The sequence below is a fragment of the Vibrio sp. CDRSL-10 TSBA genome (assembly GCA_039696685.1).
GTDB lineage: Bacteria > Pseudomonadota > Gammaproteobacteria > Enterobacterales > Vibrionaceae > Vibrio.
This window is the reverse complement of sequence record CP155566.1, coordinates 1,084,936-1,109,408: the sequence shown is the minus strand read 5'-3', so window position 1 is coordinate 1,109,408 and position 24,473 is coordinate 1,084,936. Positions and strand designations below refer to the sequence as shown.

Genomic DNA, 24,473 nt, shown 5'->3' with positions numbered 1-24,473 from the left:
CTTTTAGCCTATAAAAATGCAGCTCATACAAGCTGCAAATCTGAAATAACCGGCGTAAGGCCAATCATTAATTATTCTCCGTCCAAGCCTCTGATCGGCTTGATCGAACCCCATCCCTTACATGAAGGACAATGCCAGTACAGTGAATGGGTAGAAAAACCACAGCGGCGGCAACGATAATGCGGTTTGACTTTGAGCTGTTCACCAACCAGTTTTTGCAAAGTCGACAAACTGGCCTTGGCACGGCCCTCTTCCGCTTCGGCAATATGGTAATCGATCAAACGATAGAAGCCTTTCATGGTCGGGTTTTTAACCAGCTGGCGGGTCAACAGCTCCTGTGCCGAAGCAACGCCTTCATGCTGTGCGACCAGTTGAGCCAGCATCAGCTCCGCGGATACCCCTGCCTTATTCGAGATACATTCACGCAGGAACTGAACCAGCTCCTGTTCACGGCCGAGGTGATGGTAGCATTCCGCCAGCGTCGGCAGGACTTCACCGATGAAATCGATATCCTGTTCGAGTACCTTTTCCATGTATTGAATGGTTTTGTCGTACTCTTCATTCTCGAGATGCAGCTTACCCAGAGAGATGCTGGCTCGAACGCATTTCGGATCTTCCTGCAACGCCTTTTTAAACAGGTTAATCGCTTTACTGTTATTGCTGTCTGCTTTTTCCAGCATGGCCAGCTCGCACCAGTAATGGGCAATACTGGTTTTCATCCGTTTACGGCCCATCTTGACCAGTGCCTGAGCGGCATCAATGGCTTTATGCCACTCACGGGTTTGCTGGTAGATAGACGCCAGTTGCTGCAGCGCCGACTCGCGATGTTCCGGCTCATCGACCAACTGCTCAAAGATTTTCTCGGCCCGATCGAGGAAACCGGACACCATGTAATCTTTAGCCAGTTGCTGCAGCGCCAGGTTTTTCTGGTCGATGGTCAGCCCGGAGCGGGAGATAAGATTCTGGTGGATGCGGATAGCGCGATCCACTTCGCCGCGCGAACGAAACAGGTTACCCAACGCCAGATGGGTATCTATGGTTTCATTGTCGACTTGCAACAGTTCAATAAAGTGATCAACCGCTTTGTCTGACTGATCAGACAACAGCAGGTTAAGACCCGTCACGTACTGACGGGAGATTTGGTGGGAATGCTTCTGCTTGTCTTGCTGGGCACTACGATTACCCATATACCACCCGTAAGCGGCAGCAATTGGCAATAACAAGAAGAGGATTTCTAACATCTAAAAACGACCTTATTCGATATTCGCTTTCTGCTCTGAAACGTCGTTGGCCGATGACTGTTTTTTCAGCTTTCTGTTTAGCTTGCGAATTTCAAGTTGTGATTTTAAATGCATGCTGCCAAAAATGAGCCAGGCAATCAGAAAACCAACCACAAACACTGAACCCAGAAGGGTAGATAAATGGAACTCGCCCTGTGCCAGCAGATAATTGAAAGTCACTATCTCCTGATTCTGCGAAACCTAATGCCAACGCAATCAGGAAGAGAGCAAGTAACACCACGATTTTTATTATTTTCATAATCCATTACCTATCTATTCACGAACACAAGCACCCTGATTATGCAGGAAAACAGCCTGACAAACCATGGCTATTATCGGTACTTCAGCGCTTTTAAACCTATTTTTGCGGCGTATGTAGACGCATTAACCGCTGCCCGATAAAGAGTGTGTCCAATTCAACACCAATCCGGGATCTCACCATAGTCAGTACAGCACTGACAGGCCGAGCACGACATCAGCTCGCAAAAAAGCGGCACACTGAGACAGTATGCCGCTTTAACAAAATTCACTACTTAAATCAGATAGCTTCGTTTACACGTTCACGAAGTTCTTTACCTGGTTTGAAGTGTGGAACGTACTTACCTTCCAATTCCACTTTCTCACCGGTTTTCGGATTGCGTCCGACTCGAGGCTCACGATAGTGCAAAGAGAAACTACCGAAACCACGAATTTCGATGCGTTCCCCATCTTCTAAGGTTTTCGCCATGTGCTCAAGAATGTCCTTCACCGCGTCTTCGATCTCTTTCGCAGACAAGTGGGTTTGCTCAGCACAGAGTCTTTCAATTAATTCAGACTTAGTCATAGTTTCCCTCTTCGAGTTTTTATCCTGATTATAGTCAGTATTCTCAGTTCCAACAAACACTTGCTTAATATTGTAGGAAAAGATTTCAAACTTAACTAAATCTTTTCATCACTCAAATCAGCCGTTGACTGTGTCAGCACGCTGTAGGGCTTAAAAACAGAGGCTTTCAAGTGTGTGGTCAAGCAAGATAAAAAAAGGAGCCTTACGGCTCCTTTTTATTCAGCGATAATTAAATTATTCGCCTTTAGCTGCTTTGAAAGCGTCAGCCATTGCGTTACCGAATGCGCCGTCATCTTGCTTGTTGATAGATGCCATTGCTTCTTGCTCTTCAGCTTCGTCTTTCGCTTTGATAGACAGGTTGATTACGCGGTTCTTACGGTCAACACCAGTAAATTTCGCTTCAACGCTATCACCAACGTTCAGGATCAGAGTTGCATCTTCTACGCGGTCACGAGAAACTTCAGATGCACGGATGTAACCTTCAACGCCGTCTTCCAGCTCGATAGTTGCGCCTTTCGCGTCAACTGCAGTTACAGTACCGTTAACCAGAACACCTTTCTTGTTGTCTGCAACGTAAGCGTTGAATGGGTCATTTTCCATTTGCTTAACGCCCAGAGAAATGCGCTCACGCTCTGCGTCTACTGCTAGAACTACTGCAGAGATTTCGTCGCCTTTCTTGTATTCACGTACTGCTTCTTCACCTGGAACGTTCCAAGAGATGTCAGACAGGTGAACCAGACCGTCGATGCCGCCGTCAAGACCGATGAAGATACCGAAGTCAGTGATAGACTTGATCTTACCAGTTACTTTATCGCCTTTAGCTTGTAGCTCAGCGAATGACTGCCATGGGTTAGCTTTACACTGTTTCAGGCCTAGAGAGATACGACGACGTTCTTCGTCGATATCCAGAACCATAACCTCAACTTCGTCGCCAACATTAACAACTTTAGATGGGTGGATGTTCTTGTTAGTCCAGTCCATTTCAGAAACGTGTACCAGACCTTCAACGCCTTCTTCGATTTCAACGAAGCAGCCGTAGTCAGTCAGGTTAGTAACACGACCAGTCAGTTTGTGACCTTCTGGGTAACGCTTAGCGATTGCTACCCATGGATCTTCGCCCAGCTGTTTCAGACCTAGTGATACGCGAGTACGCTCACGGTCGAACTTAAGAACTTTAACTGTGATTTCATCACCAACGTTAACGATCTCAGATGGGTGCTTAACGCGTTTCCAAGCCATGTCAGTGATGTGCAGAAGACCATCAACACCACCAAGGTCAACGAATGCACCGTAGTCAGTAAGGTTCTTAACGATACCTTTAACTTCAGTACCTTCTTGCAGAGTCTCAAGAAGTTCGTCACGCTCAACGCTGTTTTCAGATTCGATAACAGCACGACGAGAAACAACTACGTTGTTACGCTTCTGGTCAAGCTTGATTACTTTGAACTCTAGCTCTTTGTTTTCCAGGTGAGCAGTGTCACGGATAGGACGTACGTCAACCAGTGAACCTGGCAGGAATGCACGGATACCGTTCAGTTCAACAGTGAAACCGCCTTTAACTTTACCGTTGATGATACCAACAACAGTTTCAGCTTCTTCGTAAGCTTTCTCAAGAACGATCCAAGCTTCGTGACGTTTCGCTTTCTCACGAGAAAGTTGAGTTTCACCGAAACCGTCTTCAACAGCGTCAAGTGCTACGTCTACTTCAGAACCAACTTCAACTTCAAGTTCGCCAGCAGCGTTCTTGAACTGTTCAGCAGGGATTGCAGACTCAGACTTAAGACCAGCGTCAACCAGTACGTAGCCGTTTTCGATAGCAACTACAGTACCTTTAACGATAGTACCTTGTTGGAATTCAGTCTCGTTTAGAAACTCTTCAAAGAGTTGAGCAAAAGATTCAGTCATTTAATTAATCTTCAATAAGTAAACTACCACGGGTGTCCTACCACATGGGGTTATTAAATTCGCCGGTCATCATCCTTGCGACCAACGCTCTTAACTGACGTGGTTTATTCCGCCAGCTTCGATTCGATATATTGTAGTGCCTTTTCTACCACTTCGTCGATAGACATTTCGGTAGAATCAAGCAACAGCGCATCCTCTGCAGGGCGTAATGGAGCCACTGGGCGGTTACGATCTCGATCGTCACGCTCTTGGATTTCGCTTAAAAGGGCGTCAAATTTAACATCAAGCCCTTTCAGTTGCAACTGCTTGAATCGACGACGTGCACGCTCTTCGGCACTGGCGTCCAGGAAAATTTTCACTTCAGCCTGCGGGAAGACAACGGTTCCCATATCGCGGCCATCCGCAACCAGACCTTTTTCATCGGCAAATGCACGTTGGCGGCGCAACAATGCTTCACGAACACGTGGCAAAGCAGCAACTTTTGAGGCTGCCATTCCGGTCTCTTCTTTGCGCAGTTCTTTAGACACATCCTCGCCTTCCAGAATCACTTTGACGAGATCGCCTTCCGCAATAAACTGGACATCGAGGTGTGTTGCCAGCGGCACAAGTGCATCTTCTGATTCGATATCGACACCGTGATGAATGGCGGCCAGAGCCAGCACACGATAAATGGCACCAGAATCTAAAAGATGAAAACCGAGTTTGTTAGCCAACAGCATGCAAAGCGTACCTTTACCCGCTCCGCTTGGTCCATCCACGGTAATCACCGGTGTTTGAGAGGACATGTTTTACTCCACTTTGTTTTTGTTCGCGACGGATTATGTCTGCGATTTACCGGCGGCAAATTATAGTTGGAATCGTCTTCGGGTGCTAGGCAGGATTGGGTAAACGGTTATATTTTGCTACAAAACAGAAAACAAAAACTCAGATCTGGGATCTGAGTTTTTTCTCATTATGGGCTGTGCCAGGCAGCAGGCAATAGCAACGAGCAAGATAATAGCACTTGGACAGTAGCAACGTACTCTGAACCGCACCAACCGGCATATGACCCGATAGCGGGCATTTTGACTAGAGGCTTAGAGCAGAATGCGCGCTTCGTTTTTCGCCACGGTGGCCTCCCCTATCCCCTTAACCTTGGTCAGGTCCTGTTTGGTTTGAAACTCTCCGTTTGCCTGACGGTAGTCGACTATGGCCTGCGCCTTTTTAAGCCCGATCCCGGACAACAGCGTCGCGATCTCTTCGGCAGAAGCCGAATTAACATTCACTGTAATTTCGATACCCTGTGCAGTTTCGGCTTGCACAGGATTCTCTTCTGCGGCAGCCAATGCATTCGCAGCAGGCCAGCTCAACGCCAATAATGTAGATAACAGTAAAGATTTCAGTTTCATCGTGGACTCTCCTTGTTAGGTTATGAGCCCCGATAATAGGGGAAGCAGAAAGGCGCATCTAACGCCAACACAACAAAGTAAAATGGGCTGCATTCGCAGCCCATTCTGTTAAACATCTCAGTTACATTGCAGCCATTACTGGCTCGCAAGGTAATATTCGATATCTGTATTATCGCGCAGTACGCTGATCACACCAGACAGGTCCTGCTGAGTGCCGATACGGGAAAGCTGAGCACCAATTTGGTCCTGGTACTGATCATTGACTTTCGCTTCCACTTTGTTCAGCTCAACCACCACGACGTTGCCATCGAAATCTGTGGTCTGCGAGTACGTCACGGCATCCTGCTCTGGCTTAGGCATCGCATAAACCGTTTCAGCCAGTGGTGAACTGCGATCAATCATCTCCAGCTCGCCAAACGCCAGGTTATGCTCTTGCAGCAGAGATTTGTCACCCTGTTTCAGCGCATCAACCAGATTGGTAGCCAGCTCTTCGGCCTGCTCCTGACCTTTTTGCTTAGACAGTTCAGCAACAACCTTATCTTTCACTTCATCCAGTGGCAGAACCACCTGCGGACGCGCCTCTTCAACTCGAACCACAACCACATGTTCAGGAGCGACTTCAATCACTTCTGAGTTCAGGCCATCTTCTTTCACTTCCGGAGAGTCAATCGCCTGAATCACGCTTGGGTTATTCAGCACTGATGGCAGATCCTGCTCAGAGACAAAATCGGTCTTTTCGATTTTGGCTGACACCGCTTTGGCGGCATCATCAAGCGAATCCGGCGATTCGAAAGCGACTTTCTGCAGCTCAGTTTGCATTTCGTAGTAACGATCAACGGCCTGCTGGTCAGTCAGCTCGGTTTTGATCTGCTCGGCCACTTCTTCGTAAGGCTTAGCAACCGGCGCTTTCAGCTCATCAAGCTTGATGATGTGGTAACCAAAGTCAGATTTGACCAGACCAGACACATCACCGGCTTTTTGCAGGGCAAATGCCGCGGCATCAAATGCCGGGTCCATAGTGTCACGTTCGATCCAACCCAGCGAACCACCGTCCTGTGCGCTGCCGATGTCTTCAGATTTTTCTTGTGCCAGTGTTGCGAAATCGGCACCGCCATTCAGCTCATCAAGAATCGCCTGCGCTTTTTTCTCATCGTCACCCTGAATCAGGATGTGGCTGACTTTACGCTGTTCTGCCGAAGAGTACTTGTCCAGGTGCTCCTGATAGTACTGTTTAGCCTGCTCGTCGCTAACCGCTAAATCGCTCTTCAACTGCTCGGCTGACAGTTCGATATACGCCAGTTTTACCTGTTCAGGACGCGTGTAGTTATCCGGATTCTCTTTGTAGTACTGGGTAATCTCGTCATCCGTCAGTTTTACGTTTTTAGAAAACTCCTGCGGAGACAGGGTAATGGTGCGGATGTCACGCGTTTGAGCAACCAGCTCACCTTGCGCAGTGACTTCACCCTGCAGGGTAAACTCGCTGCCCTGCAGCGCAGAAACCAGCTGGTTACGCACCATGTCGCGGCGCAGATACTCAGCAAATGAATCCGGTGAGAAGCCAGCACGACGTAACGCAGACTGGTAAATATCCTGGTCAAATTTGCCTTCGCTTTGGAACTGAGGCATTTCCAGAATCGCCTGACGTACCTGGTCATCACTCACGCGCAGACCCAGAGATTCAGCATGCTGCTCAAGCAGCAGGTCGTTGACCATGCGATCCAGGACAGATTTACGGAATGATGCGACGTAAGACGGATCTGCCAGCAGGTTGGAGAAGTAATCACCCAACTGCGACTGCATACGGTTACGTTCGTTTTGGTAAGCTTGTTCAAATTCGCCGCGCGCAATCTCGGTTCCGCCGACTTTGGCTGCTGCATTATTGCTGCCGCTAATCAGGTAGTTACCTACCCCTGCGAAGATAAAAGAAAGGATGATTAATCCAAGGATAATTTTTACCGCGATGCTGTTCACGCCTTCGCGTAATCGATCCATCATAGTTTTACTGCTCTCCGGGTTTGAAGTGACACACTTCAGCCAAAAATTGAATAGCGCGATAATATCAGAAAAAGAAATGCGCATCAGTATGATGCGCATAATTTCAAAAGGTTCGAATTAATTTTGCCTCTAAACGGCCAAAATCATTCTGTTTGATTAAAAACTGATGGGTCGCAACCGATGAACCGATTAGTTGCAAGCGTCTTTCAGCGCTTTACCAGCTTTGAACGCAGGTACTTTAGCTTCTGCGATTTGGATTTCTTCACCTGTTTTAGGGTTGCGGCCAGTGCGAGCTGCGCGAGTGCGAAACTGCGAATGTACCAAAGCCAACCAAAGCCACCTGATCACCTGATTGAAGAGTGTCACTAACTGCGTCGATGAATGCGTCTAGTGCGCGACCAGCTGAAGCTTTTGAGATATCAGCATTTGCTGCAATTTGTTCTACTAATTGTGTTTTATTCACTGTGAATTCCCCTTCGGTCACCAATTATTATTTTGTTCGGTGCCTATTTCGTTCCATTAATGTAAAAACTGGCCTAAAGCCTTGTTACAACTGGGCTCAAGGCTTAGTGAGTAACGTTAGCGCCCAAAAAAAAACGCTGACAAGCCTTTTTAGGCCTATCAGCGTAAACTTTTACTTATTTTTGCTGCACATCACTCTTTTTTAGCGCCAAACTCGACACCAGTCGGGTCATTTTCCAGCGCTACCTGCAGCACTTCATCAATCCAGCGCACAGGAATAACCTTAAGATCTGCGATGACGTTATCCGGAATCTCTTCCAGGTCGCGCTCGTTATCTTTAGGGATCAGCACAGTTTTAATACCGCCACGGTGAGCAGCCAGTAGTTTTTCTTTCAGGCCGCCGATAGGCAGTACTTCACCACGCAGAGTGATTTCACCCGTCATCGCCACTTCCGCTTTCACCGGATTACCGGTCAGGCTGGAAACCAGCGCAGTACACATCGCTGTACCCGCGCTCGGGCCATCTTTCGGTGTCGCACCTTCAGGCACGTGAACGTGAATATCACGCTTCTCGTAAAAATCAGGATTGATACCCAGTTTTTCAGCACGTGAGCGAACCACAGTCATGGCTGCCTGAATAGACTCCTGCATCACATCACCCAGCGAACCGGTCTGAGTCAGCTTGCCCTTACCCGGCATTGACTGCGCTTCAATCGTCAGCAGATCGCCGCCGACTTCAGTCCAAGCCAAACCAGTAACCTGGCCTACACGGTTGAATTCATCCGCTTTACCGTAGTCAAAACGCTGTACGCCCAGGAATTCCTTCAGGTTTTCCTGATTCACGACCACTTGCTTGGTACCACCGTTCAGCAGAATCTTCTTCACTGCCTTACGACAGATCTTGGAGATTTCGCGTTCCAGGTTACGCACGCCCGCTTCACGGGTGTAGTAACGAATCACACCAATGATGGCTGAATCTTCAATCTCGATTTCGCCGGCTTTGAGGCCGTTACGCTCAATCTGCTTATTAACCAGGTGACGCTTGGCAATGTTGAGTTTTTCATCTTCGGTATAACCCGACAGACGAATCACTTCCATACGGTCCAGCAGCGGGCCTGGAATGTTCATTGAGTTTGACGTGGCCACAAACATGACGTCCGACAAATCATAATCCACTTCCAGGTAATGGTCGTTGAACGAGTTGTTCTGTTCCGGATCCAGTACTTCCAGCAGAGCTGAAGCCGGATCGCCTCGCATGTCGGATGCCATCTTGTCGATTTCATCCAGCAGGAACAGCGGGTTTTTAACCCCGACTTTCGACATTTTTTGGATCAGTTTACCCGGCAGAGAGCCGATATAGGTACGGCGGTGACCGCGAATTTCCGCTTCATCACGCACGCCACCCAGCGCCATACGCACATACTTACGCCCCGTCGCCGATGCGATAGAAACGTCCCAGCGACGTCTTACCAACACCCGGAGGACCAACCAGACATAGAATCGGGCCTTTCAGCTTGTTGATTCGGCTCTGCACGGCGAGGTACTCAAGGATGCGTTCTTTCACGCGATCCAAACCATAGTGGTCTGCATTAAGGATCTCTTCCGCTTTGGTCAGGTCTTTTTTCACTTTGGAACGTTTGTTCCAAGGCACGCTGACCATCCAGTCGATATAGCTGCGCACCACGGTCGCTTCCGCTGACATCGGTGACATCATTTTCAGCTTTTGCAGTTCCTGCTCGGTCTTCTCGCGAGCCTCTTTAGGCATCTTCGCGTCTTCGATTTTCTTCTGCAGAGCTTCAAACTCGTCCGGCGCATCATCCATCTCGCCGAGTTCTTTCTGAATCGCTTTCATTTGCTCATTCAGGTAGTACTCGCGCTGAGATTTTTCCATCTGCTTTTTAACACGGTTGCGAATGCGTTTCTCAACCTGAAGCAGATCGATTTCTGACTCCATCTGACCCATCAAAAACTCCAGACGTTCAGACACGTCCAGGATTTCCAATACTTTCTGCTTATCGACCAGTTTAAGTGGCATGTGCGCAGCGATAGTATCAGCAAGGCGAGCAGCCTCATCGATACCATTCAGTGACGTCAGCACTTCCGGCGGAATCTTTTTATTAAGCTTGATAAAGCCTTCGAACTGATTGATCGCACTGCGAACAATCACTTCCTGCTCTTTTTCATCAAGCTCTGGTGTCAGCAAGTACTCAGCATCTGCCGAGAAGAACTCGCCTTCATGAAATTGGTGAATTTTAGCGCGCTGCTGACCTTCCACTAACACCTTCACGGTACCGTCAGGTAGCTTCAACAACTGAAGAATGGTGGCAACCGTGCCGACTTCGAACAGATCGGCGATTTTAGGTTCGTCAGTCTCCGGTTGCTTTTGAGCGACCAGAAGAACCTGCTTGTTGTTATCCATTGCCTCTTCCAGGCACTGAATCGATTTTTCGCGACCAACAAACAGAGGAATCACCATATGTGGATAGACCACCACATCGCGCAGAGGTAGTACTGGGATCTCGATACGCTCGGAACGTTCCAAGTTCATATTTTTCTCTCTTCTGCTTTCTATATATCGCAGTATATGGGGGCTAACTGACTGGATTCAATGACAGAATAAAAAAAAGGAGGTAATAATTACCTCCTTTTCTCATTTAGTGACGGGATTTACTCTGCGCCGGCAGCCTGGCTTTCACTACCAGAGTAGATCAGCAGCGGGTCAGACTCGCCATTGATCACAGACTCATCAATCACCACCTTCTCAACTTCGTTCATTGAAGGCAGTTCATACATGGTCTCCAGCAGCACGTTTCTCAAGGATAGAACGCAGGCCACGTGCACCGGTTTTACGTTTCATTGCGCGAGCGGCAATGGCACGCAGTGCATCTTCACGGAATTCCAGGTCCACGTTCTCAAGCTCAAACAACGCAGAGTACTGTTTAGTCAGTGCGTTCTTAGGCTCAGACAGGATCTGAATCAGCGCTTCTTCATCCAGTTCAGTCAGCGTCGCCGTAACTGGCAGACGACCGATGAATTCAGGAATCAGACCGTACTTCACCAAATCTTCCGGTTCAACCTGAGTGAACAGTTCACCCACAGATTTGCTTTGATCTTTCGAACGGACTTCTGCGCCAAAACCGATACCGGTACCGGTTGCCACACGTTGTTCAATCACTTTATCCAGGCCAGCGAATGCACCGCCACAGATAAAGAGGATCTTAGACGTGTCTACTTGCAGAAACTCTTGTTGAGGGTGCTTACGACCGCCTTGTGGCGGAACGGAAGCTACGGTACCTTCAACTAGTTTCAGCAGCGCCTGCTGCACACCTTCACCAGATACATCACGGGTGATAGATGGGTTTTCAGCTTTACGTGAAATCTTATCGATTTCATCGATGTAGACGATACCACGCTCTGCTTTCGCAACGTCGTAGTCACACTTCTGCAGCAGTTTCTGGATGATGTTTTCAACATCTTCACCCACATAACCCGCTTCAGTCAGCGTCGTAGCATCTGCCATCGTGAACGGTACATCAAGGAAACGAGCCAGCGTTTCAGCCAGCAGAGTCTTACCACTACCGGTCGGACCGATCAGCAGAATGTTACTCTTGCCCAGCTCTACGCCTTCGCTTGTTGTATCACCGTTACGTAAACGCTTGTAGTGGTTATATACTGCAACCGCGAGCACTTTTTTAGCGTGTTCCTGGCCAATCACATAGTCATCCAGATGTTCACGAATTTGACGCGGCGTAGGAAGCGCCGACGACTCTTTCTTAGGCAAAACATCTTTAATTTCTTCACGGATAATGTCGTTACATAAGTCGACACATTCGTCACAAATGTAAACAGAAGGACCTGCGATTAGCTTGCGAACTTCGTGCTGGCTTTTGCCACAGAAAGAGCAGTACAGCAGTTTACTACTACCACCCTCTTTGCTTTTGTCTGTCATTCGCTAACCTCTTAGCCTTTACTCTCTATGGTTTGAGTGTATAACAATTTGAACCAAATTGCGTTAAACAATTCCCGGAACTGTTACTCGCCACGATGGGTCAGAAACTGCGTCCACCAGACCATAATCTACTGCCTGCTGTGCAGACATGAAATTGTCTCGGTCAGTATCACGTTCAACCACTTCCAGAGGCTGGCCGGTATGTTCTGCCAGCAAGTGGTTCAGCTTGTTCTTAATGGTCAGGATTTCCTGAGCGTGGATCTGAATATCCGAAGCCTGACCCTGGAAACCACCCAGTGGTTGGTGAATCATGACACGCGAGTTCGGTAACACGTAACGTTTACCTGGCGCACCGCCAGCTAACAGGAACGCACCCATTGAACAAGCTTGACCAATACACAGTGTGCTCACGTTTGGCTTGATAAACTGCATGGTGTCATAGATTGACATACCAGCGGTTACACTGCCGCCCGGAGAGTTGATGTAAAGGAAAATGTCTTTATCAGGGTTTTCAGATTCTAAGAAAAGCAGCTGAGCCACGACAAGGTTCGCCATGTGATCTTCTACTTGACCAGTTAAAAAAATCACGCGGTCTTTTAATAAGCGAGAATAGATGTCGTATGAGCGCTCACCACGAGAAGTTTGTTCGACCACCATGGGTACTAGCGCGTCAATGATTGGCGACATTGCATTTTTTTCTTGGTAGCTCATAGTCTTATGTCCCTAAAATAAATGGCCCGGATGATGGGTAATCACACGGACCATTGTTAGCAGAATAGTTAACGTCTCGTCAACCTTTCTACACGAGAACTTGCTTATTAAGCAGCAACTTGAGGGTTCATTAGCTCGTTGAAGCTAACTGCTTTCTCAGTTACGTTTGCTTTAGCAATGATTGCGTCGATTGCTTGCTCTTCTAGAGCAACGTTACGCATGTTGTCCATCATTTGAGGGTTTTGCTCGTAGTAAGCAATCACTTCTGAAGGATCTTCGTAAGCAGTCGCCATCTCTTCGATCAGCGCTTGCACTTTCTCTTCGTCTGCTTTCAGTTCTTCAGCTTTGATCACTTCACCCAGCAGAAGACCTACTACTACGCGACGTTTAGCCTGCTCTTCGAACAGTTCACGTGGCAGCTGGTTAGCCGCTTCAACGTTACCACCGAAGCGCTGTGCAGCTTGCTGACGCAGTACGTTGATTTCCTGGTCAATCAGAGCAGAAGGAACGTCGATGTCGTTCTCTTTTACCAGACCTTCCAGAGCTTGCTCTTTGATGCGAGCTTTGATCGCTTGCTTCAGTTCGCGATCCATGTTCTTACGAACTTCAGCTTTCAGTGCGTCAACGCCACCTTCAACCACACCGAACTTAGCAACGAATTCGTCGTTCAGTTCTGGCAGTTTCCTGAGCTTCAACTTTGCTTACTTTGATTGCAAACTTAGCTGCTTTACCTTTCAGGTTTTCTGCGTGGTAATCTTCTGGGAAAGTCACGTCGATCTCGAATTCCATACCAGCAGTCTTACCTGCGATACCGTCTTCAAAACCTGGAATCATGCGGCCTGCGCCCATTTCCAGAGGGAAGTTTTCTGCTTTACCGCCTTCGAATTCAACGCCGTCGATAGAACCAACGAAATCGATAGTTACGCGTTTGCCTTCTGCTGCTGCTTCGTCAACTTGAGTCCAAGAAGCTTGCTGCTTACGCAGAGTGTCCAGCATTTCAGTTACGTCTGCATCAGTGATTTCTGTAGTTGGTTTTTCTACAGTGATGTTTTCCAGGCCTTTCAGTTCAACTTCTGGGTAAACTTCGAAAGTCGCTGTAAATACTAGATCTTCGCCTTCATTGTTGGCTACTGGAGCGAAAGTTGGTGCGCCCGCTGGGTTGATCTTTTCTTTTACGATCGCTTCGATGAAGTGACGTTGCATAACTTCACCAAGAACGTCTTGACGTACTGCTTTGCCGTACATCTGAGCAACCATCTTCATTGGCACTTTGCCTTTGCGGAAACCATCGAAACGACGGTTTTTCGCGATGTTGCGTAGTTCAGCTGATACTGCATCTTCGATGTTAGCAGCAGGAACAGTAATATTAAGACGGCGCTCTAGGCCTTCTAGCGTTTCAACAGTAACTTGCATTGTTTATAAACCTCAAAACTGGCTCAGTATTCCTGAGCGTCATGAGCCAGAACCTGGTTCTGGCTGCATCCTTGTGTTGTACCCATAAGAGCACTTAACTGTAATTATTGAGCATCAGTATTCAAGCGCTTTTGGCCTCAATACCGGACTAATGAGTGATATCGTTGCCGCAATGAGCAGCTAACGGTATCTCTGATTAGTCTCAGGACAAAAATTTAGACGCCGCATTCTACCGACCAGAAGTATGGCTGTCGAGCTAATCCCCGGTCAGAGAAAGGTCAATGTCTTAAAAAGTCAACTGAGTGCTAAAAAATCCATCAAACCAAAGTGTGATTGCCATGAAATGGGGACAATAAAGGCTTTTTCAAGGGAATCGAGGCTTTTTTTTCTGCAAAAGCCCAAAAAGAGATCTCGCTCTTGTTTTGTGTTCGCAATTTACCATCTTTTAAACCACTCGACAGCCAACTCCCAGTATCATGGAGGTCGGGCTTAAACACGATGCGGGACAACAGGATGTTATCGATTCGCCGACTCAGTATACTGTTTTTTATCGTATTTATTACGGTCACCGCGGTTTGTGCCCATTTGGCCTGGCGTTACCAATATCAGAGCCTGCTCACCGAGCAGCAATCGGAGCTGGATAAATTTTCCAGCCACATCGTCACCAAGCTGGACAAGTACGCTCATATCCCGCGCCTGCTGTCCAAAGACAAAGAGTTAATTGATGCCCTGCTCAATCCGCACAATACGGCGCAGCTCGAAATCACCAATCGCTATCTGGAACAGGTCAACGATGTCATCCAGGCCGCAGACACCTACCTGCTTGATGCTTATGGCAATACGTTAACGGCCAGCAACTGGAACCTGGAACGCACCTTCATCGGGCGTAACTTTGCCTGGCGTCCCTATTTTTATCAGTCCATTCAGGGCAACAGCAGCCAGTATTTCGCCCTGGGTTCAACCTCAGGTGAACGCGGCTACTACTACGCCTACCCTGTGGTATACGCGGCCGAAATTCTCGGTGTGGTGGTAGTGAAAATGGACTTATCGGCGATCGAAGAGAACTGGCAGAGCCGCAACAGCTATTTTGTCGCCACCGATGTCAATCAAGTGGTCTTCATGTCCAGTCAGCCTGACTGGCTGTTCAAGAGTGTAGGTATCCTCAATGAACAGACCCGCGATGCAATCCGCGCCAGCCGTCAGTATCTCAATCAGCCCATCACTTCTCTCGGCCTGCAAGGCGATTTTTCTGCCGCGCAGAGTGAATGGAAAAACCCCAGTCAGGGCTGGATGAAAGGCGACTTTATTGTATCCAGCCGGCGCCTGACCTCACCTCAACTGACCATTCATGTCCTGTCGCCCAAGATTGAAGTGTTCTGGGACGTATTCGGACTGATCATTATTTTGACCATGCTGTTTGTGATTGTTTATCTGGCGCTGTTGCTTAATCAGCACCGTAAACAGCGTCAGCGCCAGATTGATCAGTTGCAGCTTGAAGCAAAGCAGAAGCTTGAGTTCCAGGTCATGGAAACGGACCGCTGAACTGCATGCCGAAATCCGGGAGCGGATTAAGACCGAAGACGCCCTGCGTCAGACTCAGAATGAACTGATCCAGGCAGCGAAACTGGCCGTCCTCGGCCAGATGTCGGCCAGCATCAGTCATGAACTAAATAACCCGCTGGCGGCGATTCGCAGTTTTGCCGACAACGGACGCCGCTTTCTCGCCAACGGCAAACCGGAACGTACCGATGACAACTTGACCCGTATTTCCGCCCTGACCGAACGCATGGCCAAGATCAGCGAACAACTTAAATCGTTCGCCCGTAAAAGCAGCAGTGAAGAACGGGCTGACGCTCAATTGCAACCGATTGTGGTTTACGCCAAAGAGCTGATGCAGGCCCAATTTAAATCGCACGGCGTTAAATTTGAGGTCAGCACGCCGCAGCAACCGGTCTGGGTCAGTATTAACCCGATACAACTCGAGCAGGTGCTGATTAATTTACTCACCAATGCGATGCAGGCTCTGGCAGATCAGCCGCAACGACAGGTTCATCTCACCTTAACCCTGGATAATCAGCGGGCCTATATCCATGTTGACGACAATGGCCCGGGAATCAGTGCAGACAAACGGGCGAAGCTGTTTGAGCCCTTTTTCACCACCAAGCAGAATGGTCTCGGACTCGGGCTGTCTATCTCACAACAGATTGTCCAGAGTATGGACGGCGAACTTGATGTCACCACCGCGCCGCTCGGGGGTGCGCGGTTTACGATTCGTCTTCCGCTCTCAGCAAACCGTCAGCCAAGCCTGGCAGCCTCTGCTAATTCAACACCACAAGTAACTACCCAAGGAAGTCAGGATGTGTGACGTATTTTTCATCGATGACGAAACCGATATTCGTATCGCTATCGAACAGAGCTTTGAACTGGCGGATATTGAAGCGCGCTATTTTGCCAGCGCGGAAGAAGCACTACTGGCAACAAAACAAGGCGGCATGCCCCTGGTTGTGGTCACCGATATCTGCCTGCCGGGACTGAGCGGACAGAACTTACTGACCTCGATTCATCATCAGGATCCGGATGTACCGGTGATCCTGATTACCGGTCACGGTGATATATCAATGGCCGTTCAGGCCATGCACGACGGTGCCTACGATTTTATTGAAAAACCGTTTTCTCCTGAAAGGCTGATTGAAACCGTCAACCGGGCCATAGATAAACGCAAACTGACCTTAGAAAACCAGCAGCTTAAACGCAGCCTGAAAGCGAGCCAGACCCTGGGTCCACGCATTATCGGCGATACCGACAGTATTCAGTCTTTGCGGGATACCATCGCCCACGTCGCCGACACCGATGCCGACATTCTGCTGTTTGGTGAAACGGGTACCGGTAAGGAGCTGATTGCCCGTTCACTGCATGAGCAGAGCTCACGCCGTGAGCAGAACTTTGTCGCGGTCAACTGCGGTGCCGTGCCGGAAAATCTGATTGAGAGTGAATTATACGGTCACGAAAAAGGCGCATTCACCGGTGCCGACAGCAAACGCATCGGCAAATTTGAACACGCCCAGGGCGGCACTCTGTTCCTGGATGAAATCGAATCAATGCCGATGCAGGCACAAATTCGCTTGCTGCGGGTCCTGCAGGAACGGGTGATTGAACGGGTTGGATCCAACGAATTGATCCCGCTAAATGTTCGTGTCATTGCAGCGACCAAGGTCGATCTGAAACAAGCGGCGATGGAAGGCTCGTTCCGGCAGGATCTCTATTACCGCCTCAATATCGTCACCCTCGATCTGCCGCCATTGCGCGAGCGTAAAGAGGATATTCCTACCCTGTTCCACCACTTTTTACTGGTGGCCGCCGCGCGTTATGGTAAAGCGGCAACGGCGCTCAATGCCCAGGATCTGCAAACCTTGATGAACCACGACTGGCCGGGTAACGTGCGCGAACTGCGTAACGTTGCTGAGCGCTTTGTCCTACTTGGTAAACTGGCACAATTGGATGACGCTCCGGTCGTCAGTACCTCCGGTAGCCTGGCCGACCAAGTGGCCGAATTTGAAAAAGTTGCGATCGAAAAGGCGCTGATTGAAAGTAACGGCAGCATTAAGCTCACCATGGAACAACTCAATATTCCGCGTAAGACGCTGTACGACAAAATGCAGAAATATCGTATCGATAAAGATAACTTTAAAAACTGAGTCGCCTGCTTCACCCTGCCGGTGAGCGGTTATACTTAACGTATCAGGATCTGAGGATCTGCAGCCACCGGCACGCCGTCATGAAAAAGTTACCTCTGGGTTATATTACCGATACAGTTCTGCATGACGGCGTCTATTACCCGGAAAAACGCCTGCATCGTGAACGCCGCACTCATATCCAGAAATGGCGCTTTTACGAGCGCAGAAAAATGCCCGGTAGCAGACGCCATCCGGGCAAGGTAATCGACGAAATCATCTGATGTTATATTACTTAGTCAGGATCTCCGGCCCCATCAGTGTGGTTGGCAGCCAGGTAGAAACCCAAGGCACATAAGTGACGATGATCAGGAACAGGAACATCACCGCAACCCAAGGCAGAGCGGCTTTGACGACCCGCATCATCGACATTTTAGCCACCCCGGCGGTCACGAACAGGTTGAGACCAACCGGAGGGGTAATCATACCGATCTCCATGTTCACCACCATGATGATACCGAGGTGAATCGGGTCAATACCTAACGCCATAGCTATCGGGAACACCAGCGGCGCGACAATAATCAGCAGGCCTGACGGCTCCATGAACTGGCCGCCAATCAGCAGCAGAACGTTGACCACGATCAGGAAGGTGATTGGTCCGAGACCGGCCGACAACATCGACTCAGTAATCATTTGCGGTACACGTTTCTTCGGTCAGCACATGTTTCAGAATCAATGCGTTGGCAATGATAAACAGCAGCATGATGGTCAGTTTACCCGCATCATACAGCGTCGCTTTGGTGTCTTTGTGCACCAGGGCCTGAAACACCTTTACCAGCACCGGTTTAGTATTGGTTTTATCCGCAAACGGGCCCATATCGCAGTAAACAAAGTTCGCAATCAAGAATGCGTAAACGGCAGCCACCGCAGCGGCTTCAGTCGGGGTAAAGATACCGCCGTAAATACCACCTAGGATGATCACCACCAGCAATAAACCCCAGCTGGCATCTTTAGCCGCCGCGAAGGCTTCGCTCCAGCCGACAAAAGGTTGCTTGGGCAGATTCTTGACCCGCGCAGTGATATAAATGGCAATGATCAACATCAGTCCCGCCAGCAAACCCGGAATTACGCCACCGAGGAACATACGTCCCACAGACACGTTGGTTGCCGCAGAATAGACCACCATCACAATCGACGGCGGGATCAGAATCCCCAGAGTACCGGCGTTACAAATCACCCCGGCAGCAAACTCTTTGCTGTAACCGTTTTTGACCATACCGGCGATAACAATACTACCAATAGCCACCACAGTGGCCGGTGATGAACCGGACAGCGCCGCGAACATCATACACGCCACAACAGAAGCAACCGCCAGACCACCGCGGAACCAGCCGACCATCGCAATCGCAAAGCGAATGATACGTTTCGCCACACCACCGGTAGACATAAAACTGGAGGCCAGGATAAAGAAAGGGATTGCCAGCAGTGTGTAGTGACCTTCAAACGCATTAAACAGAGTCTGTGCCACCGAAGCCAGCGAAGCTTCTGAATGCCACATCAAAAACAGAATACTGGATAAACCCAGTGACACAGCAATCGGCACGCCCACCAGCATGAAGCCAATCACCATGATAAAAAGCATAAGAATAGCCATGGCTTACTTCTCCTTACCGTTCGCGTCAGGCTTGGTGCCCATCACATCACCTGCATCTTTCAGCTCTTCTTTCAGAGCTTCCAGCTCCTCTTCCGCTTCATGACCGGCAATCAGGCGATCCAGTTTTCCGGTCAGGATTTGATAGGCAATCTGCAGAAAACGGAAAGTCATCAATGCCATCCCCAATGGCAAGGCCATATAAGGAATGAAACGTGGCATTTTTTCGTAGCGTTCACCCTCGTTGAACCAGTCAGCCAGGAACTGCAGCATTTCAGGCATCGGAATGTCATCGGTTTCATACCAGGCGCGTTCGCTGATAAACGGATACCAGTAATTCCAGGAGCCAATCAGCAACAAAATAGAGAAAGCGAGACAGCAGGCAACCGAGAACAGAGCCAGCAGCTTACGCCCCCCTTCCGGCGCCAGGTTGATCACCACATCAACCCCGATATGGAAATGTTTCTTCACTCCGTAAGAAGCACCAACCAGAACCATCCAGGCGAACATGAATACGGTCAGCTCAAGCGCCCATAGAATGTTGTCGTTAAAAAGATAACGTAAAATAACGTTGACGAAAGTAAGCAGAGTCATGGCACCCAGAAAGAAGGCGATCAAGGTTTCCTCCGCCTTATCCGTCCATTGACCTACTTTTGCAAAGAAGGACTGTTGCATAAGATACATCGCTCTGATAATTGAGTATGGCGGGCAAAAGGCCCCGGCGCATTACCGGGGCCGCTTGCTTTACTTCTGATTCGACGCCAGGGCAGCGTCAATCAGGTCCGAACCAATATCTTTCTCAAACTTCTTCCAGACCGGTTTCAGCGCGTCAACCCACTGCTCACGCTGTTCCGGAGTCAGCTCACGCACCACACCGCCTGCTTCAACGATGTACTGCTTATTCTGCTCTTCGACGCGGTTAGATTCAGCGTTACGGGTTTGAGTCACTTCCTGAAGGATAGTGGCAAACTGATCACGTACGTCTGCTGGCAGACCATCCCACCATTTAGTTGATGTCACCACCAGGTAATCAAGAATACCGTGGTTAGTTTCAGTAATGCCGTCCTGTACTTCGAAGTACTTCTGGCCATAGGTGTTTGACCAGGTATTTTCCTGACCATCGATAACTTTGGTTTGCAGGCCGCCATACACTTCGGCAAACGACATTTTCTGCGGGTTAGCGCCCAGTTGTTCAAACTGAGCTACCAGCACATCAGATGCCTGAACACGGAACTTGAGACCTTTCGCATCACCAGGCACCAGCAGCGGTTTGTTAGCAGAAATTTGTTTCATGCCGTTATGCCAGAATTCCAGGCCTTTCACGCCACGACGGTTCATCGCATTTTTCAGCGCTTCACCCGAATCAGAGTTCTGGAAACGGTCTACGGCATCAACATCATCAAAAAGGAAAGGGAGATCGAACAAACGGAACTTTTTGGTGAATTTTTCAAACTTCGACAGTGAAGGTGCGGCCAATTGAACGTCGCCATTCAGCAGCGCTTCCAGAACTTTGTCATCATCGTACAGCGTCGAGTTAGGGAACACCTGCATACAGGCTTTACCATTCATCTCTTCGTTAACGCGTTTTTCCAGCAGTGAAGCAGCGATACCTTTCGGGTGTTTATCGGTGTTGGTCACGTGACTGAACTTGATCACGATTTCACCCGGATCACAGTTTGCGGCAGCGTTGAAGCTGGTGACAGCAAGAATAGAGGCAGTTAACAGAGTAAGAGGCTTGAACATTATAATTCTCCTTAGTTTCATTTATCAGCCCCATCTATGGGTGCTGGTTATTCACTAAGGAGCAATTAGTAGGCCAACTTGCTACATTTTATTAACATCACTTATTTTACAAACGGTTACACTCTGTTACCTGATTTTTAACAATCACTAAGCCGCTGAAAGTCATTACAAATGGGTGGAATCTGACCCATGAAAAAATAGCGATTGGGTCAGAATCCACCCATCGCCTTATCCCGGCAGATATCGACGATTCAGTATGTTGAGGTTCAGCTAAAACGTATGGATACTCTGCGTGCCGACAACGGCCAAGATGATAACCACTTGAAAGAGTTATGCCAAAGAAGATCAGAAAAGCAAAAGATGAGGGTGAATAACGGAAACGATTATAGATCCGGGAGTGAAGAGGTAAGTGCACTCTCCGTCCGGGTCGCAAGCCTGACCCGGCAACACCCCATAATTAACCCAAGTCTCCCCCGAGTACCTGAGTCATTGATTGGAGAGTGCACTTAAACTGGCGGGCTGGTATCACAGCACCAGCCGGTTAAAAATGAATACGCTGCTCAGTCGCTGCGTCGAAAAACACGGCTTTTGACAAATCAAAATTCAAAGTCGCCGTTTGTCCAGGTTTGACCTGATACTCAGGTGACAATCGACACGCCACCTCTTCATCATTCACTTTAACCATAGCAATAATATCCGGCCCTGTCGGCTCAAGTACTTCAAGCAGCAGTTCAAGCCCGGTCGATGTTTGCTCATCCTTACCCGGCTGCTCAGTAATATGCTCCGGGCGTACGCCGATAACAATGGAGCGGCCATCTTGCTCGCGCAGAGCCGCTGGCAGCTTGATTTCATGCTCTCTGGCATCACTGCCACGCACTTTAATCACCGGTTGCTGCTCACTGTTCAGATCCACCTGAGTATGAATAAAATTCATTGAGGGTGACCCCATAAAGCCGGCAACAAACATGTTGTTCGGATGATTATAAATCTCCTGCGGCGTTCCCAACTGCTGCAACTCGCCATCTTTCATGACCGCAATCCTGTCCGCCAGCGTCATGGCTTCTATCTGATCGTGGGTAACATAAACAATGGTCGTCTTTAACTGCTGGTGGAGACGCTTAATCTGATGACGCATATCCACCCGCAGTTTCGCATCCAGGTTCGACAATGGCTCATCGAACAGATACAACTTAGGCCGACGTGCCAATGCGCGCCCCATCGCTACCCTCTGCCGCTGACCACCGGATAATTGCGATGGTTTACGCTCCAGAAGATGGCTGATTTGCAGCATTTCGGCGACTCGATTCACTTCTGCATCGATCGCCTCTTTGGCTATTTTTCGGATCTTCAGACCGAAAGCGATATTATCGCGCACCGTCATATTTGGATACAATGCGTACGATTGAAATACCATTGCGATGTCACGATCTTTGGGTTCAACATTGGAGACATCTACGCCATCAATCACAATTTCACCTGAGGTAATATTCTCCAGACCCGCGATGGTATTCATCAAAGTTGACTTACCGCAACCGGATGGGCCAACCAGAATCAAAAACTCACCGGACTCGATACTGATATCAATTCCCTTCAGGGTTTCCTGCTCCGCATTGCGATACGTTTTGCGAATCTGTTTTAAATCTAATGCTGCCATGCGGATTATCCTTTTACTGAACCTGCGGTGAGACCGCGTACAAAATACTTCCCGGCCAGCACGTACACCAGCAGCGTCGGAAGAGCTGCGATGATGGCGGCGGCCATATCTACGTTATATTCCTTTACTCCGGTACTGGTGTTGACCAGGTTGTTCAGAGCAACGGTAATCGGCTGTGTATCGGAGCCGGAATACACCACACCAAACAGGAAATCGTTCCAGATAGCGGTGAACTGCCAAATGATGGTGACCATGATGATCGGGGTTGAAATCGGCAATAAGATACGGAAAAAGATGGTAAAGAAACCTGCGCCATCCAGCTTGGCCGCTTTGACCAGTTCATCCGGCACCGCAATATAGAAATTACGGAAAAACAAGGTGGTAAAAGCCATCCCATAAATCACATGCACGATGACCAGCCCCGCGGTGGTATTCGCCAGACCCAGCTTGCCCAGCACCGCCGCCATCGGCAGCAGAATCACCTGAAACGGGATAAAGCAACCGAACAGTAACAGGCTGAAAAACAGGTTGGAGCCGCGGAATTGCCACTTCGTCACTACGTAGCCGTTGAATGCGCCCAGCAGGGTCGAAATCAGCACGGCCGGGATCACCATCTGAAACGAATTCCAGAAATAACCTTTGATGCCGTCACAGCTAACGCCGGTACAAGCGGTATCCCAGGCTTTCAGCCAGGCATCAATCACCCACTCCTGAGGCAGTGAAATCAGGTTTCCGGCACGAATATCCGGCAAGGATTTGAATGACGTCAGCACCATCACCAGCAGCGGCATCAGATACATCAGACAGAATGCCAGCAGCAACGCATATATTCCTAGGCGGGCGAAATTCATTGAACGGTTCATGATTTTTTCTCCCTCAGCTCGGAATAGAGGTATGGCACCAGAATGGCTAGAATACCGCCCAACATCATCATCGCACTGGCCGCACCCAGACCAATCTGGCCACGGGTAAAGGAGTGTGCATACATAAACAGCGCAGGCAAATCAGACGAATAGCCAGGGCCACCGGCCGTCATCGCAGTCACCAGATCAAAGCTTTTGATGGCGATGTGCGAGGTAATGATCACCGCACTGAAAAATACCGGGCGCAGACAAGGCAGCACAATTTTCCAATAAATAACCGGCAGGCTGGCACCATCAATTTGCGCCGCTTTGATAATCGAGGCATCAATACCACGCAAGCCGGCCAGAAACATGGCCATCACGAAGCCGGAGGATTGCCATACTGCCGCGATCACCAGGGTATAGACCGCCATATCAGAGTCCACCAACCAGTCAAACTGAAACCCGGTAAAGCCCCAGTCATGCATCAGTTTTTCAAGCCCGAGCCCAGGGTTAAGAATCCATTTCCAGGCGGTACCGGTGACGATAAAAGAGAGCGCCATCGGATAGAGATAAATGGTGCGAATCGCCCCTTCCTGACGGATGTTCTGGTCAAGAAAGATAGCCAGAAAAACCCCGAGCACGATGGCAATCAGCATAAACAGCAGACCAAATATTCCCAGATTAGTGATTGAGGTCAGCCAGCGGTCGTTGTCCATCAGTTTGCTGTACTGAGTGAAACCGACAAAATTAAAACTGGGTAAAAAACGGGAGTTGGTGAGTGACAGCGCGGCGGTCCAGAAAATAAATCCATAAATACACACCAGAGTAACCACTATGGTAGGTGACAGGACAATTTTCGGCAGCCAGTGCTGCAGTCTGTCGGCAAAGCTTCGCTTTGGCGCAGAATAAGTCGTTGGACGCTTCAAAACATGCTCCATAACTTTCCTTGTAAGAAAACAGCTTGTGACAAGACAGAGCGCAGA

13 protein-coding genes and 8 pseudogenes are annotated in these 24,473 nt (G+C 49.0%); 3 read left to right on the top strand and 18 right to left on the bottom strand.

Annotated features, from left to right (window positions below; genetic code table 11):
* Positions 1 to 71 precede the first annotated feature (71 nt).
* From lapB to tig, 12 genes and pseudogenes are all read right to left on the bottom strand, one after another.
* Positions 72 to 1,241 (bottom strand): lipopolysaccharide assembly protein LapB, encoded by a 1,170-nt coding sequence (gene lapB / locus ABDK09_12605; protein ID XAW90277.1) that lies wholly within the window; start codon positions 1,239 to 1,241, stop codon positions 72 to 74.
* 12 nt (positions 1,242 to 1,253) lie between these two features.
* Positions 1,254 to 1,539 (bottom strand): annotated as a pseudogene (locus ABDK09_12600) (lipopolysaccharide assembly protein LapA domain-containing protein).
* A 279-nt stretch (positions 1,540 to 1,818) separates the two neighbouring features.
* Positions 1,819 to 2,163, bottom strand: coding sequence for an integration host factor subunit beta (gene ihfB, locus ABDK09_12595; protein ID XAW90276.1), 345 nt, complete (start codon positions 2,161 to 2,163; stop codon positions 1,819 to 1,821).
* A gap of 174 nt (positions 2,164 to 2,337) precedes the next feature.
* Entirely contained in the window at positions 2,338 to 4,008 is a 1,671-nt protein-coding gene (gene rpsA, locus ABDK09_12590) for a 30S ribosomal protein S1 (protein XAW90275.1), read from the bottom strand.
* Positions 4,009 to 4,112: 104 nt separating this feature from the next.
* On the bottom strand, positions 4,113 to 4,793 hold the full coding sequence (gene cmk / locus ABDK09_12585; GenBank protein XAW90274.1) for a (d)CMP kinase: 681 nt from the start codon (positions 4,791 to 4,793) through the stop codon (positions 4,113 to 4,115).
* A 291-nt stretch (positions 4,794 to 5,084) separates the two neighbouring features.
* The gene (locus ABDK09_12580; protein ID XAW90273.1) at positions 5,085 to 5,396 is read right to left on the bottom strand and encodes a ComEA family DNA-binding protein; all 312 of its coding nucleotides are present in this window, start codon (positions 5,394 to 5,396) and stop codon (positions 5,085 to 5,087) included.
* 135 nt (positions 5,397 to 5,531) lie between these two features.
* Positions 5,532 to 7,391 carry a peptidylprolyl isomerase gene (gene ppiD / locus ABDK09_12575; protein ID XAW90272.1) on the bottom strand — a complete coding sequence of 620 codons (1,860 nt, stop codon included), beginning with the start codon at positions 7,389 to 7,391 and terminating at the stop codon, positions 5,532 to 5,534.
* A gap of 189 nt (positions 7,392 to 7,580) precedes the next feature.
* Positions 7,581 to 7,854: pseudogene (locus ABDK09_12570) on the bottom strand (HU family DNA-binding protein).
* 191 nt (positions 7,855 to 8,045) lie between these two features.
* A pseudogene (lon, locus tag ABDK09_12565) lies at positions 8,046 to 10,401 on the bottom strand (endopeptidase La).
* Between the two features lie 119 nt (positions 10,402 to 10,520).
* Positions 10,521 to 11,802, bottom strand: a pseudogene (gene clpX, locus ABDK09_12560) (ATP-dependent protease ATP-binding subunit ClpX).
* Positions 11,803 to 11,885: 83 nt separating this feature from the next.
* A pseudogene (gene clpP / locus ABDK09_12555) lies at positions 11,886 to 12,513 on the bottom strand (ATP-dependent Clp endopeptidase proteolytic subunit ClpP).
* A gap of 107 nt (positions 12,514 to 12,620) precedes the next feature.
* Positions 12,621 to 13,926: pseudogene (gene tig / locus ABDK09_12550) on the bottom strand (trigger factor).
* A gap of 513 nt (positions 13,927 to 14,439) precedes the next feature.
* Between tig and ABDK09_12545 the strand changes: the two are divergent.
* From ABDK09_12545 to ABDK09_12535, 3 genes and pseudogenes are all read left to right on the top strand, one after another.
* Positions 14,440 to 16,291, top strand: a pseudogene (locus ABDK09_12545) (ATP-binding protein).
* A complete protein-coding gene (locus tag ABDK09_12540) occupies positions 16,284 to 17,621 on the top strand; it encodes a sigma-54 dependent transcriptional regulator (GenBank protein XAW90271.1) in 1,338 nt (445 codons plus the stop codon). The pseudogene ABDK09_12545 and the gene ABDK09_12540 overlap by 8 nt, the downstream one beginning before the upstream one ends.
* 80 nt (positions 17,622 to 17,701) lie before the next feature.
* A complete protein-coding gene (locus ABDK09_12535) occupies positions 17,702 to 17,881 on the top strand; it encodes a hypothetical protein (GenBank protein XAW90270.1) in 180 nt (59 codons plus the stop codon).
* Between the two features lie 7 nt (positions 17,882 to 17,888).
* Here the strand turns inward: ABDK09_12535 and ABDK09_12530 are convergent.
* From ABDK09_12530 to ABDK09_12505, 6 genes and pseudogenes are all read right to left on the bottom strand, one after another.
* Positions 17,889 to 19,251 (bottom strand): annotated as a pseudogene (locus ABDK09_12530) (TRAP transporter large permease).
* Positions 19,252 to 19,254: 3 nt separating this feature from the next.
* Positions 19,255 to 19,923: a TRAP transporter small permease gene (locus ABDK09_12525; GenBank protein ID XAW90269.1), complete on the bottom strand. Its 669-nt coding sequence runs from the start codon at positions 19,921 to 19,923 to the stop codon at positions 19,255 to 19,257.
* A 69-nt stretch (positions 19,924 to 19,992) separates the two neighbouring features.
* Positions 19,993 to 20,991, bottom strand: coding sequence for a DctP family TRAP transporter solute-binding subunit (locus ABDK09_12520; GenBank protein ID XAW90268.1), 999 nt, complete (start codon positions 20,989 to 20,991; stop codon positions 19,993 to 19,995).
* 541 nt (positions 20,992 to 21,532) lie between these two features.
* Positions 21,533 to 22,645, bottom strand: a complete 1,113-nt coding sequence (ugpC, locus tag ABDK09_12515; protein ID XAW90267.1) for a sn-glycerol-3-phosphate ABC transporter ATP-binding protein UgpC — start codon at positions 22,643 to 22,645, stop codon at positions 21,533 to 21,535.
* Positions 22,646 to 22,650: 5 nt separating this feature from the next.
* Positions 22,651 to 23,508: a carbohydrate ABC transporter permease gene (locus ABDK09_12510; GenBank protein ID XAW90266.1), complete on the bottom strand. Its 858-nt coding sequence runs from the start codon at positions 23,506 to 23,508 to the stop codon at positions 22,651 to 22,653.
* The gene (locus tag ABDK09_12505) at positions 23,505 to 24,428 is read right to left on the bottom strand and encodes a sugar ABC transporter permease (protein ID XAW90265.1); all 924 of its coding nucleotides are present in this window, start codon (positions 24,426 to 24,428) and stop codon (positions 23,505 to 23,507) included. The genes ABDK09_12510 and ABDK09_12505 overlap by 4 nt, the downstream gene beginning before the upstream one ends.
* Positions 24,429 to 24,473 lie beyond the last annotated feature (45 nt).